The following is a 14,246-nucleotide window of genomic DNA, read 5'->3' as shown; positions in this document are numbered from 1 at the left end:
GTTCAGGAGCGCCGCCGCACCACGTACGCGGTGCCCCGCACCGCCGGGTGCTCACCCTCGTAGTCCTGGCCACGCATCTCGCACCACGCGGGGATGTCGAGGCGCGCGGCCTCGTCGTCGGAGAGGACGGTGACCGTGCCGCCCACCGGGACGTCGCCGATGACCTTGGCGAGCTCGATGACGGGGATGGGGCAGCGCTTGCCCAGGGCGTCCACGACGAGGGAGGCCTGCCCGCTGGAGGCCGCGGGCGGGACCGGAGCGTCGAGGCGGCGGCGGACGTCGGCGACGACCCCCGGCAGGACCTCCAGGAAGCGGTCCACTTCCTCCTCCGTCGTGCCCGTCGGCAGGGACACCCGTACATTGCCCTCGCTCAGGACCCCCATCGCCCGCAGGACATGGCTCGGGGTCAGCGTCGAGCTCGTGCACGACGAACCCGACGAAACGGAAAACCCGGCCCGGTCCAGATCGTGCAGCACGGTCTCTCCGTCGACATAGAGACAGGAGAACGTGACGAGATGGGGGAGCCGGCGCACCGGATCGCCGACCACCTCGACGTCCGGCACCAGCTCCGGGACCCGGGCGCGGATCCGGTCCACCAGCGCCGTCAGTCGCCGCGCCTCCTCCGCCGCCGTCTCCCGTACCGCCCGCAGGGACGCCGCGGCCGCCACGATCGCCGGGATGTTCTCGAAGCCGGGCGCGCGGCCCGACTCCCGTTCGTCCGCGGGGTCTTGGGGGGCGAACCGGACGCCCTTGCGGACCGCGAGGAGTCCGACGCCCGCCGGGCCGCCCCATTTGTGGGCGCTCGCGGTCAGCAGGGACCAGCCCGCGGTGACCGGTCCCCACCCCAGCGACTGCGCCGCGTCGACGAGCAGCGGCACCCCGGCCGCCCGGCATGCCTCGGCCACTTCGGCGACCGGCTGCTCGGTGCCCACTTCGTGGTTCGCGGACTGCAGACAGGCCAGCGCGGTGTCCTCGCGCAGTGCCTCCGCGAACTCGCCCGGCGACACCGCGCCCGCGCGGCCCACCGGCACCTCGGTGACCGGCAGGCCCTCCGCCGCGTGCAGCACCGCGGAGTGCTCGACCGCCGACACGACCAGGTGACGCCCGACACGGCGGCGCCCCGCCAGTGCGCCCGAGATGCCCGTATGAATGGCGCGTGTCCCCGATGAGGTGAAAACGAGCTCGTCGGGACGGCACCCGACGGCATCCGCCGCCGCCTCCCGAGCCGCGTCCAGCAGCATCCGTGCCCGCCGCCCCTCGCGGTACAGGCGGGCGGGGTCCGCCCACCCCTCGTCGAGGGAGGCCTGGAGAGCCTGCCGGGCGACCGGGTGCAGCGGAGCCGAGGAGGCGGCGTCGAAGTAGGGCACGTTTCCACGGTAGGCCCTGTCCGGTGGATCTTGCCCGGCCCGCGACGGATCTTGCCGGGCCCGCGACGGATCTTGCCCGGCCCGCGACGGATCTTGCTGGGCACGGCTTTGACCCCGCGCTCCGGAGAGGGTGTCAGAAGGCCGCCGCAGGTGCCCAGTCGGGGTCCGTGACCAGCTGCGAGACCGCCTCCGGAACCGTGCGGTCCACCCCTTCGGGTCGTCGGACGGCGCGTTGGGCACCCTCCATGCGCGACCCCAAATTGCGTCCAGTAGGGTTTGGTCCGCATAAACATCCAAACCCCTGCCCGCGTCAGGGCCGGCGACCGACCAGCGAGACGGCCGCAGCCGGCCGCGCGGGCGAGACTCTCGGGAAGGCGCTACGTGAGTCCCAACGGCTCCGACCGCTCGTCGCGGCGCCCGATGCGGCGGAAGCTGCCGCAGGTGCTGACTGCGGGCCTGATCCTGGCGACAGCCACTGGTTGCTCGTACAACTGGGAAGACTTCCCCCGCCTCGGAATGCCCACGCCGGTCACGGAGGAAGCTCCGCGGATCCTCTCCCTCTGGCAGGGCTCCTGGGCGGCCGCGCTCGCCGTGGGCGTGCTGGTGTGGGGTCTGATCCTGTGGAGTGTCTTCTTCCACCGGCGCAGCCGCACCAAGGTCGAGGTTCCTCCGCAGACCCGGTACAACATGCCCATCGAGGCGCTGTACACCGTGGTCCCGCTCATCATCGTTTCGGTGCTCTTCTACTTCACCGCGCGTGATGAGTCGAAGCTCCTCGCCCTCTCCGAGGAGCCGGCCCACACCGTCAATGTGGTCGGCTACCAGTGGAGCTGGGGCTTCAACTACCTGGAGGACGTGGACGGGAACCCGGCCACCGGCGACGCCGCGGCCCAGAAGAACCTGAACGCGATTCCGGACAAGTACACCAACGACTTCCCCAAGGGAGCCGAGGGCGTCTACGACGCCGGCATCCCGGGAACCCGGAACCCGCAGACCGGCAACCCCGGCCCCACGCTGTGGCTGCCCAAGGGAGAGAAGGTCCGCTTCATCCTGACCTCCCGTGACGTCGTCCACTCCTTCTGGGTGATCCCCTTCCTGTTCAAGCAGGACGTCATCCCGGGTCACACCAACGTCTTCGAGGTGACGCCGAACCAGGAGGGCACGTTCATGGGCAAGTGCGCCGAGATGTGCGGTGTCGACCACTCCCGGATGCTCTTCAACGTCAAGGTCGTCTCCCCGGAGCGCTACCAGCAGCACCTGAAGGAGCTGGCCGAGAAGGGGCAGACCGGCTTCATCCCGTCGGGAATTGAGCAGTCGGGCCCGGCCCGGAATGCGGAGACGAACAAACTGTGAGCATCCTCAACGAACCCCAGGGTGCTGCGACGGCTGACGACTCGTACGAGAACGAGCTCCCCGTCCGGCGCCGGCAGCCCGGCAACGTGGTGGTGAAGTGGCTGACCACCACCGACCACAAGACCATCGGTACGCTCTACCTGGCGACCTCGTTCGTCTTCTTCTGCATCGGCGGCCTCCTGGCGCTCTTCATGCGCGCCGAGCTGGCCCGTCCGGGTACGCAGATCATGTCGAACGAGCAGTTCAACCAGGCGTTCACGATGCACGGCACGATCATGCTGCTGATGTTCGCGACGCCGCTGTTCGCCGGATTCGCCAACTGGATCATGCCGCTGCAGATCGGCGCGCCCGATGTGGCGTTCCCGCGGCTGAACATGTTCGCGTACTGGCTGTACCTCTTCGGCTCGATCATCGCGGTGGCCGGCTTCATCACCCCGAACGGTGCGGCCGACTTCGGCTGGTTCGCCTACTCCCCGCTGTCGAACGCGGTCCGCTCGCCGGGCGTCGGCGCCGACATGTGGATCATGGGTCTGGCCTTCTCCGGCTTCGGCACGATCCTCGGTTCGGTCAACTTCATCACCACGATCATCTGCATGCGCGCGCCCGGCATGACGATGTTCCGGATGCCGATCTTCTGCTGGAACGTGCTGCTGACCGGTGTGCTGGTCCTGCTCGCCTTCCCGGTACTGGCCGCGGCCCTGTTCGCCCTGGAGGCGGACCGTAAGTTCGGCGCCCATGTCTTCGACGCCTCCAACGGCGGCGCATTGTTGTGGCAACACCTCTTCTGGTTCTTCGGCCATCCAGAGGTGTACATCATCGCGCTGCCGTTCTTCGGAATCGTCTCGGAGATCATTCCGGTCTTCAGCCGCAAGCCGATGTTCGGTTACATCGGTCTGGTGGCCGCGACCATCGCGATCGCCGGTCTGTCCGTGACCGTGTGGGCCCACCACATGTATGTCACCGGTGGAGTGCTACTGCCGTTCTTCTCCTTCATGACCTTCCTGATCGCGGTACCGACCGGTGTGAAGTTCTTCAACTGGATCGGCACCATGTGGAAGGGCTCACTGTCCTTCGAGACTCCGATGCTCTGGACGATCGGCTTCCTGATCACCTTCACCTTCGGTGGTCTGACCGGTGTCATCCTGGCCTCGCCCCCGATGGACTTCCACGTCTCCGACTCGTACTTCGTCGTCGCGCACTTCCACTACGTCGTCTTCGGCACCGTGGTGTTCGCGATGTTCGCCGGATTCCACTTCTGGTGGCCGAAGTTCACGGGCAAGATGCTGGACGAGCGCCTCGGCAAGATGACGTTCTGGACGCTGTTCATCGGCTTCCACGGCACGTTCCTGGTCCAGCACTGGCTGGGTGCCGAGGGCATGCCCCGCCGGTACGCGGACTATCTGGCCGCCGATGGCTTCACGGCACTGAACTCGATCTCGACCATCTCGTCGTTCGTGCTCGGTCTGTCGATCCTGCCGTTCGTCTACAACGTCTGGAAGACCGCCAAGTACGGCAAGAAGATCGAGGTCGACGACCCGTGGGGCTACGGCCGTTCGCTCGAGTGGGCGACGTCCTGCCCGCCGCCGCGGCACAACTTCCTCACCCTGCCGCGGATCCGCTCCGAATCCCCGGCCTTCGATCTGCACCACCCGGAGATCGCGGCTCTCGACCAGCTCGAGCAGGCCGGTCACGGTGCCATCGCCGCTGACAAGGAGGCCGGCAAGTGAAGATCCAAGGCAGGATGTTCATCTGGCTGAGCATCTTCATCCTCGCCATGGCCATCCTCTACGGCGTGTGGTCGAAGGAGCCGGCCGGTACGACGGCGCTCTTCCTGGCCTTCGGCCTGAGCATCATGATCGGCTACTACCTGGCCTTCACGGCCCGGCGAGTGGACGCCATGGCCCAGGACGACAAGGAGGCCGATGTCGCGGACGAGGCCGGTGAAGTGGGCTTCTTCTCCCCGCACAGCTGGCAGCCGCTCTCGCTCGCGACCGGCGGTGCGCTTGCCTTCCTGGCCATCGCCATGGGCTGGTGGATCCTGTACTTCTCGGCTCCGCTGATCATGGTCGGCCTGTTCGGCTGGGTCTTCGAGTACTACCGCGGCGAGAACCAGAACCAGTAGCGAATCCGCTGCTCCGCACTGCGCAGGGGCCCGGACACTCACCCGAACGGGTGGTGTCCGGGCCCCTCGTTTGCAGTCGTCCGGCGCGCCGTTACCGGGCATTGTTCATAGCGTGTGCTCATGAACGACACGCCGCGCAAGCGCACCATAGCGAGCTGCACCGTGCTGGCCCTGGCCTTCGGGGCAGGGATGACCGCGTGCAGCGGCCACGACAGCCACCCGTTGTCGGCGAGGCCGTACGACGCGACGCGTCAGGTCGCCTTCAACACCGTCGCGGGAAGCACCAAGGTGAACCCCGACAAGCCCCTGGAAGTGACCGCCAAGGGCAAGGACGGCCGTATCACGGACGTCACCGCGGTCGACGCGGCCGGCCGCTACCTGGCGGGTGAACTCACCGCGGACGGCGCCAGATGGCGCTCCACGGCCCCCCTCTCGGCCGGTACGCGCTACACCGTCAAGGTCGCCACGGAGAACGGCGGCGGCTCTCCCGGATCCCGCACCATCACCTTCGACACGGCCCCCGCCAAGCGGTTCCTGAAGGTCGAACTCGGCCCGAAGCCGGGCACGTACGGCGTAGGACAGCCCATCACCGCCGAGCTCAGCGCGCCCGTGGCCGACAAGGAGGCCAGGGCCGCCGTCGAGCGCAAGCTGAAGGTCGAGTCCTCGCCCGCGGTGGACGGGGCCTGGCACTGGGTGGACGACAAGAAGCTGCACTACCGCCCCATGGAGTACTGGCCGGCGGGCGCCACCGTCCGGGTGCACAGCAGTCTGGAGGGCGTCAAGATCGGCGAGATGTACGGCGGCGCCGTGAAACCGCTCAAGCTGACCATCGGTGACCGGATCGAGGCCCTCACCGACGCGAGTACGCACCAGATGACGGTCAAGCGGAACGGAGAAGTGATCAATACCATTCCGGTGACCACCGGCAAACCGGGCTTCTCCACCCGGAACGGGGTCAAGGTGGTGCTCGGCAAGGAGTACTACGTCCGGATGCGCGGCACCAGCATCGGCATCCCCGTCGACAGTGCCGACTCCTACGACCTGCCCGTGTACTACGCGACGCGCGTCACCTGGAGTGGTGAGTACGTCCACGCCGCGCCCTGGTCCACCGGCTCCCAGGGATACGCGAACGTCAGCCACGGCTGCACCGGCATGTCCACCAGTAACGCCGCGTGGTTCTACAACACCGTCCGCGAGGGCGACATCGTCAAGGTCGTCAACAGCCTCGGCGGCATGATGGATCCGTTCGGGAACGGCTTCGGTGACTGGAACCTGGACTGGGACGAGTGGCGCACGGGCAGCGCCCTGCTGGGAGGCGTCCGGGAGGGCAGCGGCCCGGCCGACGAGGCACGCCTGCGGCCCCAGATCTGACCCCGGTACGGGGCGGGCCGGTTCAGGCCGCCGCCCGCCCCCTGCGCAGCAGTCCGGCCAGTGCGTCCGCGAACTCCACCGGCTCGACCGGGAGCGTCACCGCGGCGTCCGCGCGGCTCCAGGTGGCCAGCCAGGCGTCCTGCGGGCGGCCCATGAGTACCAGCACCGGCGGGCACCGGAAGATCTCGTCCTTGATCTGCCGGCAGACGCCCATACCGCCCGCGGGCACCGCCTCGCCGTCCAGGACGCAGACGTCGACACCGCCCTTGTCCAGCTCCTTGAGAACCGCGGGCAGCGTCGCGCACTCGATGTACTCGACCGGGGGAACATCGGCGGCCGGGCGGCGGCCCGTGGCGAGCCGCACCTGTTCGCGGGTGCTGGAGTTGTCGCTGTACACCAGCACCGTGGCGGTCGACTGCATTGTTCCTCCGGTTCGTCAGGGAGAACTGCGGGCTGCACCGATGCGCGGGATGCTACCCCTCCCAGCGCCCCGTCAGCACCGCTAATGACAGCCTTTCGATGGGCCGTTCGGTCCTGGACGCGAACCCGGGAGAGAGATGGACACACCGAACGGCACCCCCCGGAGTGAGGGCTGGATAAGCGACCGACATAATGTCGGTCGTGGCGACAGCAACGACAGTAGAAACCGGGCACGCGCACCCGTCGGTCAATCGGCCGAACCTCACCAGCGTCGGAACCATCATCTGGTTGAGTTCCGAGCTGATGTTCTTCGCGGCCCTCTTCGCGATGTACTTCACCCTGCGATCGGTGATGGGTGCCGAGTACTGGGCCCAGCAGGCGGCTCACCTGAACTTCCCGTTCTCGGCGACCAACACCACGATCCTGGTGCTCTCCTCCCTCACCTGCCAGCTCGGCGTCTTCGCCGCCGAGCGCGGTGACGTGAAGAAGCTCCGCACCTGGTTCGTGATCACGTTCGTGATGGGTGCGATCTTCATCGGCGGCCAGGTGTTCGAGTACACCGAGCTGGTCAAGGACGCGGGCCTCTCGCTCTCGTCCGACCCGTACGGCTCGGTGTTCTACCTGACCACCGGCTTCCACGGTCTGCATGTGACGGGCGGTCTCATCGCCTTCCTGCTGGTTCTCGGCAGGACGTACGCGGCCCGGAGATTCACCCACGAGCAGGCAACCGCCGCCATCGTCGTGTCCTACTACTGGCACTTCGTCGATGTCGTCTGGATCGGCCTCTTCGCCACGATCTACATGATCAAGTAGCACCGGGCTCGTACCCGCACACATTCCAGAAGCATCGACGCAGAAGATCCTGACACCGGGGTAATCCGTGAAAAAGCTCTCCGCACGACGACGCCATCCGCTGGCGGCGCTCGTCGTCCTACTCCTCGCGCTGGCGGCCACTGGGGGGCTGTACGCCGCGTTCGCACCCGCGGACAAGGCGCAGGCCGATGAAACCGCCCAGTCCCTCGCCATCGAGGAGGGCAAGAAGCTCTACACCGTCGGCTGCGCCAGCTGCCACGGAACCGGCGGTCAGGGTACGTCCGACGGCCCTTCCCTGGTCGGCGTCGGTTCCGCCGCAGTGGACTTCCAGGTCGGCACCGGCCGTATGCCCGCGCAGCAGCCGGGCGCCCAGGTGCCGAAGAAGCCGGTCGTCTACACCCAGGCCCAGATCGACCAGCTCGCGGCGTACGTCGCCTCCCTGGGTGCCGGTCCGGTCAGGCCGACCGAGAAGCAGTACAGCCCGGAAGGCGCCGACATCGCCAAGGGCGGTGACCTGTTCCGCACCAACTGCGCCCAGTGCCACAACTTCACGGGTGAGGGCGGTGCCCTGACGCACGGCAAGTACGCCCCGAACCTCGAAGGCGTGAACCCCAGGCACATCTACGAGGCCATGCAGACCGGCCCGCAGAACATGCCCTCCTTCCCGGACGGAACGATGCCGGAGCAGGAGAAGCGGGACATCATCGCCTACATCCAGACCGTGAACAGCGGCGAGTCGGAGTCTCCCGGTGGCCTGAGCCTCGGTGGCCTCGGCCCCGTCAGCGAGGGTCTGTTCGCATGGGTCTTCGGTCTGGGTGCGCTGATCGCAGTTGCCATCTGGGTCGCGGCCCACACCGCTAAGGCCAAGAAGTCATGAGTAGCCAAGACATTCCAGAAGAGACCCTGCCGTCCGAGCAGGACCACGCGCGTGGCGAGGTAGCGGCGAAGGAAGATCCTTTCGCCGACCCGGGGCTTCCCGTCCACAAGCCGCGCATCCAGGACATCGACGAGCGGGCCGCCAGGCGGTCCGAGCGTACGGTCGCCCTCTTGTTCACGCTGTCGATGCTGGCCACGATCGCCTTCATCGCCTCGTACGTGATCTTCCCGGCCGACGAGATCGTCTACATCTGGCCGTTCGGTCATGTGAGCGCGCTGAACTTCGCGCTGGGTATGACCCTCGGTGTCGCGCTGTTCTGCATCGGCGCGGGCGCGGTCCACTGGGCCCGCACCCTGATGTCCGACCAGGAGATCGCCGACGACCGTCACCCGATCGAGGCCGAGCCCGAGGTCCGGGCCAAGGTGCACGCCGACTTCGCGGCGGGTACGGAGGAGTCCGGCTTCGCCCGGCGCAAGCTCCTGCGCAACACCATGTTCGGAGCGATGGCCATGGTGCCGCTCTCCGGTGTGGTGCTGCTGCGCGACCTGGGCCCGCTGCCCGAGGACAAGCTCCGCCACACCCTGTGGGCCAAGGGCAAGCAGCTCATCAACATGAACACGAACCAGCCGCTGCGTCCCGAGGACGTCGCTGTCGGTTCGCTGACCTTCGCCATGCCCGAGGGCCTGTCGGAGGAGGACCACAGCTTCCAGACCGAGATCGCCAAGGCCGCCCTGATGATCGTCCGGATCCAGCCGGAGGACATCAAGGACAAGCGCGAGCTCGAGTGGTCCCACGACGGCATCGTTGCGTACTCGAAGATCTGCACCCACGTGGGCTGCCCGATCTCCCTGTACGAGCAGCAGACGCACCACGTCCTCTGCCCGTGCCACCAGTCCACCTTCGACCTCTCCGACGGCGCCCGCGTCATCTTCGGCCCGGCCGGTCACGCCCTCCCGCAGCTGCGGATCGGCGTGAATGACGAAGGCTTCCTCGAGGCGCTCGGCGACTTCGACGAGCCCGTCGGTCCTGCCTACTGGGAGCGCGGATGAGCACTTCAGCTGAATCAAAGAGGAAGGCACCCGCGGGCGAGCGGGTCGCCGACTGGGCCGACGGCCGTCTCGGGATCTACTCCCTGGCCAAGACCAACATGCGCAAGATCTTCCCGGACCACTGGTCCTTCATGCTGGGTGAGGTCGCGCTCTACAGCTTCATCGTCATCATCCTCACGGGTGTGTACCTGACGCTGTTCTTCCACCCGTCGATGAACGAGGTGGAGTACCACGGCAGCTACGTCCCGATGCAGGGCCGGCTGATGTCGGAGGCGTTCGCCTCGACCCTGGACATCAGCTTCGACGTCCGCGGTGGTCTGCTCATCCGGCAGATCCACCACTGGGGCGCGCTGATCTTCCTCGCGGCCATGATGGTCCACATGATGCGCGTCTTCTTCACGGGCGCGTTCCGCAAGCCGCGTGAGATCAACTGGCTGTTCGGCTTCCTGCTGCTCGTCCTCGGCATGTTCACCGGCTTCACCGGTTACTCGCTCCCGGACGACCTGCTCTCGGGCACCGGTGTCCGCTTCATGGAGGGCGCGATCCTGTCCGTCCCGGTCGTCGGCACCTACCTGTCGATGTTCCTGTTCGGCGGTGAGTTCCCCGGCGGCGACTTCGTGGCCCGGTTCTACTCGGTCCACATCCTGCTGTTGCCCGGCATCATGATGGGCCTGCTGGTAGCGCACCTGATCCTGGTCTTCTACCACAAGCACACGCAGTTCGCGGGCCCCGGCCGGACCAACAAGAACGTCGTCGGCATGCCGCTGCTGCCGATCTACATGGCCAAGGCCGGAGGCTTCTTCTTCCTGGTCTTCGGCATCATCACGGTCGTCTCGGCGATCGCCCAGATCAACCCGATCTGGGCCATCGGCCCGTACCGCCCGGACCAGGTGTCCACGGGTGCACAGCCCGACTGGTACATGGGCTTCTCCGAGGGTCTGATCCGTGTCATGCCCGGCTGGGAGATCAACCTCTGGGGCCACACGCTGGTCCTGGGCGTCTTCATCCCGCTGATCATCTTCCCGCTGGTCCTGGTGGCGATCGCGGTGTACCCGTTCGTCGAGTCCTGGGTCACGGGTGACAAGCGTGAGCACCACATCCTGGACCGCCCGCGCAACGCGCCGACCCGTACCGCCTTCGGCGTGGCCTGGCTGACCTGGTACTTCGTGCTGCTCGTCGGTGGTGGAAACGACATCTGGGCGACCCACTTCAACCTGTCGATCAACTCGATCACCTGGTTCGTCCGGATCGCGTTCTTCGTCGGGCCGGTCATCGCCTTCATCATCACCAAGCGGATCTGCCTGGGTCTGCAGCGGCGCGACAAGGACAAGGTGCTGCACGGACGCGAGTCCGGCATCATCAAGCGACTGCCGCACGGTGAGTTCGTCGAGGTCCACGAGCCGCTGACGCAGGAGGCCCTGCACACGCTCACGGCGCACGAGCAGTACGAGCCGCTCGAGATCGGCCCGACGGTCGACGAGAACGGTGTCGAGCGCAAGGTGCCGCTCACGCAGAAGCTCCGGGCGAGGCTCAGCAAGGGCTACTACGGCGAGGGGAACCAGATTCCCAAGCCGACCGCCGAGGAGTTCAAGGAGATCACGAGCGGCCACGGCCACCACTGATCCCACCCACTGATCGCAGCGATCGCCACGGCAGGAGCCCCGTCCACTCGATGGACGGGGCTCTTTGCCGTCCCCCCGCGCTCGATAGGGTGGTGGCATTCCTATACGTACGGACCCAGGAGCGACCATGAGCGCTGTGACCCCCGCAGGAGGCACTACCGCGGCGGGCCTTTCCTGGCCCGGGGTACTGGACTCCCTGCTGTACGGCCGCGACCAGAGCGCGGAAGCCACCGCGTGGGCCATGGACCGGATTCTGCGGGGCGAGGCCACCGACGCCCAGATCGCCGGGTTCGCCGTCGCGCTGCGGGCCAAGGGCGAGACGGTCGAGGAGATCTCCGGTCTCGTACGAACGATGTACGCCCATGCTCGGGTGATCGACGTCCCAGGGGCGACCGTCGACATCGTGGGCACCGGCGGCGACGGCGCGAAGACCGTCAACATCTCGACGATGTCCGCGATCGTCGTGGCCGGCACCGGCGCGAAGGTCGTCAAGCACGGCAACCGTGCCGCGTCCAGCGCGAGCGGCGCCTCGGACGTCCTGGAGAAGCTCGGCGTCAATCTGGAACTGACGCCGGAGCGGGTGGCCGAGGTCGCGGAGGAAGCGGGGATCACCTTCTGCTTCGCCGTGAAGTTCCACCCCGCGCTGCGGCATGTGGCCGCTGCGCGCAAGGAGCTCGGAATCCGTACGACGTTCAACTTCCTGGGGCCGCTCACCAACCCCGCCCGGGTGAAGGCCCAGGCCACGGGCGTCGCCGATGCCCGGATGGCGCCGATCATGGCCGGAGTGCTCGCCGAGCGGGGATCCAGCGCGCTCGTCTTCCGCGGTGATGACGGCCTGGACGAGCTCACCACGACCGCGACCTCCCGGGTGTGGATCGTCCGGGACGGCGCGGTGCGCGAGGAGGCCTTCGACCCCCGGGACGTGGGCATCGAGCTGGTCCCGGTCGAAGCGCTGCGCGGCGCGGACGCCTCGTACAACGCGGATGTCGCCCGCCGGCTCCTCGCCGGTGAGTCCGGCCCGGTGCGGGACGCGGTCCTGCTGAACTCGGCGGCGGCGCTGGCCGCGCTGGAGCCGGGCGGGGGCACTCTGGTGGAGCAACTCCGGGCCGGGATCGCGAAGGCCGCGGAGTCCATCGACTCCGGGGCGGCGAAGCAGGCGCTGGACCGCTGGGTGGCGGTGAGCAACGCGTAACGCCCGGCGGCGGGCGTGCTGGTGCGGGGTCTGTGCGGGCACGGGCCCCGCACCCTTGCGTGCGGGAAGCCATGGCGAGTCGTGGGGCCGTGGGGAGCTGCCGGGAAGTCGCGGTGAAGTCGCGGGCGAGTGACGTCCCGGTATCCGGACACGAGTTGCGCGAGGGCGATCAGCTGGCATAGCTTCGCGACAGGTCATGAGTGACAGCGATTACGGCCCCGGCCCGCTGTCCGGCAACCCTCCGTCCGTGGCGGGGTGCCCCGGGTGAAGACCAGGCCGTGGGCAGCGAGGTCCGCGGCAAGCGCGGACCCCTTGCAACCCCTGGGGTCCTGGTCCTCAAGGGAGCAGTCTCGTGAGCAAGCGAATGCGATAGGGCGCGAAGCCCCTCACTTCAATTCCCTCCGTACGGTGACCGCCGTGCGTCGAGGCAACCCCCGTACGCGGAGCGCCGGTTGGGCCGCTGCCGCACGGGTTCTTGAAGCCGATTCGCCTTTTCCTGCCGGGAGATACCGCCATGTCCGCATGCCCGAACACCGCCGAAGCCACTGCCACCGCCGCCGCCACTGTCACCGCCCCCTCTGCTGTCACCGCCCCCGCCCCCTCTGCTGTCGTCGCCACCGACGCCGACCCCTGCTGTGCCGCCCCGCTGCCGGTACTCGGCCGGGACGTCACCGTGCCGCTCGTGACCGGCGGCGAGGTCACGTATGCCGCCCTCGACTACGCGGCGAGCGCGCCGGCGCTGCAGCGGGTGTGGGACGACGTTGCCGCGTACGCCCCGTACTACGGCAGCGTGCACCGCGGCGCCGGGTATCTCTCGCAGCTCTCCACGGACCTGTTCGAGAACAGCCGTGTGGCGGTGCACGAGTTCCTCGACTGCCGGGACGGCGACCAGGTCGTCTTCACCCGCTCGACCACCGACTCGCTCAACCTGCTGGCCGCCGTACTCCCCGCCGACTGCCAGGTGTTCGTCTTCGAGACCGAGCACCACGCCTCGCTGCTGCCGTGGAGGGACGCCCGCGTGACGTACCTCGACGCGCCGCGCACGCCGGGCGAGGCGGTGCGAACCCTGGAGCTGGCCCTCGCCGACCGTGACCCCTACGGCCCCGCGCTGGTCTGCGTGACCGGCGCGTCCAATGTCACCGGGGAGCTCTGGCCGGTACGCGAACTCACGGCCGCCGCCCACGCCCACGGCGCGCGCATCGTGCTGGACGCCGCGCAGCTCGCGCCGCACCACCCCGTCTCGGTGAAGGACCTGGACGTCGACTGGGTCGCCTTCTCCGGGCACAAGCTGTACGCCCCGTTCGGCTCGGGTGTGCTCGCCGGGCGCGCGGACTGGCTGCAGAAGGCGGAGCCGTACCTGGCCGGTGGCGGTGCCTCGAAGAAGGTCGCGCGACGCAACGACGGTGGCGTGGAAGTGGACTGGCACACCACCGCCGCCCGCCACGAGGCCGGTTCGCCGAACGTCATCGGCGTCTACTCGATCGCGTCCGCGTGCAAGGCGCTGACGGAAGCCGGTTTCGACGCGCTCGTCGCGCGCGAGCGGCATCTGATCGCGAAGGTCCGCGAGGGCCTGGCGGAGGTGCCGGAAGTCAAGATCCTGTCGCTGTTCGGCGACGACGCACCGCGCGTCGGTGTCATCTCCTTCGTGGTGGAGGGCTGGAACAGCTCCCACTTCGCCGCCGCGCTGTCCGCCGAGTACGGCATCGGCGTACGGGACGGCCTCTTCTGCGCCCACCCGCTGGTCCGCACCCTGCTCGGCAGCGACCCGCAGGACCCGGGCGAGTGCGGTGCGCCGGAGGCCGAGCCGGGCGAGAGGTCGCTGAACGCGATCCGGGTCAGCTTCGGCGCCGGTACGCCGGACGAGCACGTCGAGCGCTTCGTCCGGGCCGTGAAGGAGCTCGTGCGCGACGGTGCGAAGTGGAACTACCGCACCGAGGACGGCAGGTGCGTGCCCGCGGTCTAGGGCCTGTCCGGTGGATCTTGCTGGGCTCGCGACGCCCTGCGACTCCGTCTCCTGCGTTGTCGTCAGTCGGCATGGCTCCGCCATGACTCCATCCTCC

At 68.2% G+C, this 14,246-nt stretch carries 12 protein-coding genes and 1 riboswitch; of the genes, 10 read left to right on the top strand and 2 right to left on the bottom strand.

What is annotated here, in order from left to right:
- Positions 1-2: 2 nt before the first annotated feature.
- Entirely contained in the window at positions 3-1,367 is a 1,365-nt protein-coding gene (locus ACWGI8_RS25540; RefSeq protein WP_453664284.1) for an aminotransferase class V-fold PLP-dependent enzyme, read from the bottom strand.
- A gap of 381 nt (positions 1,368-1,748) precedes the next feature.
- On the opposite strand from ACWGI8_RS25540, the gene ctaC reads away from it, so the two are divergent.
- From ctaC to ACWGI8_RS25520, 4 genes are all read left to right on the top strand, one after another.
- A complete protein-coding gene (gene ctaC, locus ACWGI8_RS25535) occupies positions 1,749-2,720 on the top strand; it encodes an aa3-type cytochrome oxidase subunit II (RefSeq protein ID WP_453664282.1) in 972 nt (323 codons plus the stop codon).
- Positions 2,717-4,447 (top strand): aa3-type cytochrome oxidase subunit I, encoded by a 1,731-nt coding sequence (gene ctaD, locus ACWGI8_RS25530; RefSeq protein ID WP_453664280.1) that lies wholly within the window; start codon positions 2,717-2,719, stop codon positions 4,445-4,447. Before ctaC ends, ctaD begins: the two co-directional genes overlap by 4 nt.
- The gene (locus ACWGI8_RS25525) at positions 4,444-4,842 is read left to right on the top strand and encodes a cytochrome c oxidase subunit 4 (protein WP_453664278.1); all 399 of its coding nucleotides are present in this window, start codon (positions 4,444-4,446) and stop codon (positions 4,840-4,842) included. Before ctaD ends, ACWGI8_RS25525 begins: the two co-directional genes overlap by 4 nt.
- Before the next feature lie 120 nt (positions 4,843-4,962).
- Positions 4,963-6,213 carry an Ig-like domain-containing protein gene (locus ACWGI8_RS25520; RefSeq protein ID WP_453664276.1) on the top strand — a complete coding sequence of 417 codons (1,251 nt, stop codon included), beginning with the start codon at positions 4,963-4,965 and terminating at the stop codon, positions 6,211-6,213.
- A 22-nt stretch (positions 6,214-6,235) separates the two neighbouring features.
- On the opposite strand, the gene ACWGI8_RS25515 is transcribed toward ACWGI8_RS25520, so the two are convergent.
- On the bottom strand, positions 6,236-6,634 hold the full coding sequence (locus ACWGI8_RS25515; RefSeq protein ID WP_453664274.1) for a hypothetical protein: 399 nt from the start codon (positions 6,632-6,634) through the stop codon (positions 6,236-6,238).
- Positions 6,635-6,825: 191 nt separating this feature from the next.
- Between ACWGI8_RS25515 and ctaE the strand changes: the two genes are divergently transcribed.
- The 6 genes from ctaE (at position 6,826) to ACWGI8_RS25485 (ending at position 14,149) form a co-directional block, all read left to right on the top strand.
- Positions 6,826-7,446 (top strand): aa3-type cytochrome oxidase subunit III, encoded by a 621-nt coding sequence (ctaE, locus tag ACWGI8_RS25510; RefSeq protein ID WP_453664272.1) that lies wholly within the window; start codon positions 6,826-6,828, stop codon positions 7,444-7,446.
- 67 nt (positions 7,447-7,513) lie between these two features.
- Complete coding sequence (gene qcrC / locus ACWGI8_RS25505; RefSeq protein WP_453664270.1) at positions 7,514-8,323, top strand: cytochrome bc1 complex diheme cytochrome c subunit; 810 nt, start codon at positions 7,514-7,516, stop codon at positions 8,321-8,323.
- Positions 8,320-9,372: a cytochrome bc1 complex Rieske iron-sulfur subunit gene (gene qcrA, locus ACWGI8_RS25500; RefSeq protein WP_453664268.1), complete on the top strand. Its 1,053-nt coding sequence runs from the start codon at positions 8,320-8,322 to the stop codon at positions 9,370-9,372. The genes qcrC and qcrA overlap by 4 nt, the downstream gene beginning before the upstream one ends.
- On the top strand, positions 9,369-10,994 hold the full coding sequence (gene qcrB / locus ACWGI8_RS25495; protein ID WP_453664266.1) for a cytochrome bc1 complex cytochrome b subunit: 1,626 nt from the start codon (positions 9,369-9,371) through the stop codon (positions 10,992-10,994). Before qcrA ends, qcrB begins: the two co-directional genes overlap by 4 nt.
- 127 nt (positions 10,995-11,121) lie before the next feature.
- Entirely contained in the window at positions 11,122-12,186 is a 1,065-nt protein-coding gene (trpD, locus tag ACWGI8_RS25490) for an anthranilate phosphoribosyltransferase (protein ID WP_453664264.1), read from the top strand.
- Between the two features lie 192 nt (positions 12,187-12,378).
- Positions 12,379-12,496, top strand: a riboswitch (SAM riboswitch).
- A 204-nt stretch (positions 12,497-12,700) separates the two neighbouring features.
- On the top strand, positions 12,701-14,149 hold the full coding sequence (locus tag ACWGI8_RS25485) for an aminotransferase class V-fold PLP-dependent enzyme (protein WP_453664262.1): 1,449 nt from the start codon (positions 12,701-12,703) through the stop codon (positions 14,147-14,149).
- The last annotated feature ends 97 nt before the right edge of the window (positions 14,150-14,246 follow it).

This window comes from Streptomyces sp. NPDC054841 (assembly GCF_053611045.1).
This window is presented reverse-complemented; position numbering and strand designations above follow the sequence as displayed.

What these genes read in the sequence shown, in the direction of transcription:
- ACWGI8_RS25520 (WP_453664276.1), top strand. Translation starts at nt 4,963, where the DNA reads ATGAACGACACGCCGCGCAAGCGCACCATAGCGAGCTGCACCGTGCTG.
- ACWGI8_RS25515 (WP_453664274.1), bottom strand. Translation starts at nt 6,634, where the DNA reads ATGCAGTCGACCGCCACGGTGCTGGTGTACAGCGACAACTCCAGCACC.
- ctaE (WP_453664272.1), top strand. Translation starts at nt 6,826, where the DNA reads ATGTCGGTCGTGGCGACAGCAACGACAGTAGAAACCGGGCACGCGCAC.
- qcrA (WP_453664268.1), top strand. Translation starts at nt 8,320, where the DNA reads ATGAGTAGCCAAGACATTCCAGAAGAGACCCTGCCGTCCGAGCAGGAC.
- qcrB (WP_453664266.1), top strand. Translation starts at nt 9,369, where the DNA reads ATGAGCACTTCAGCTGAATCAAAGAGGAAGGCACCCGCGGGCGAGCGG.
- trpD (WP_453664264.1), top strand. Translation starts at nt 11,122, where the DNA reads ATGAGCGCTGTGACCCCCGCAGGAGGCACTACCGCGGCGGGCCTTTCC.
- ACWGI8_RS25485 (WP_453664262.1), top strand. Translation starts at nt 12,701, where the DNA reads ATGTCCGCATGCCCGAACACCGCCGAAGCCACTGCCACCGCCGCCGCC.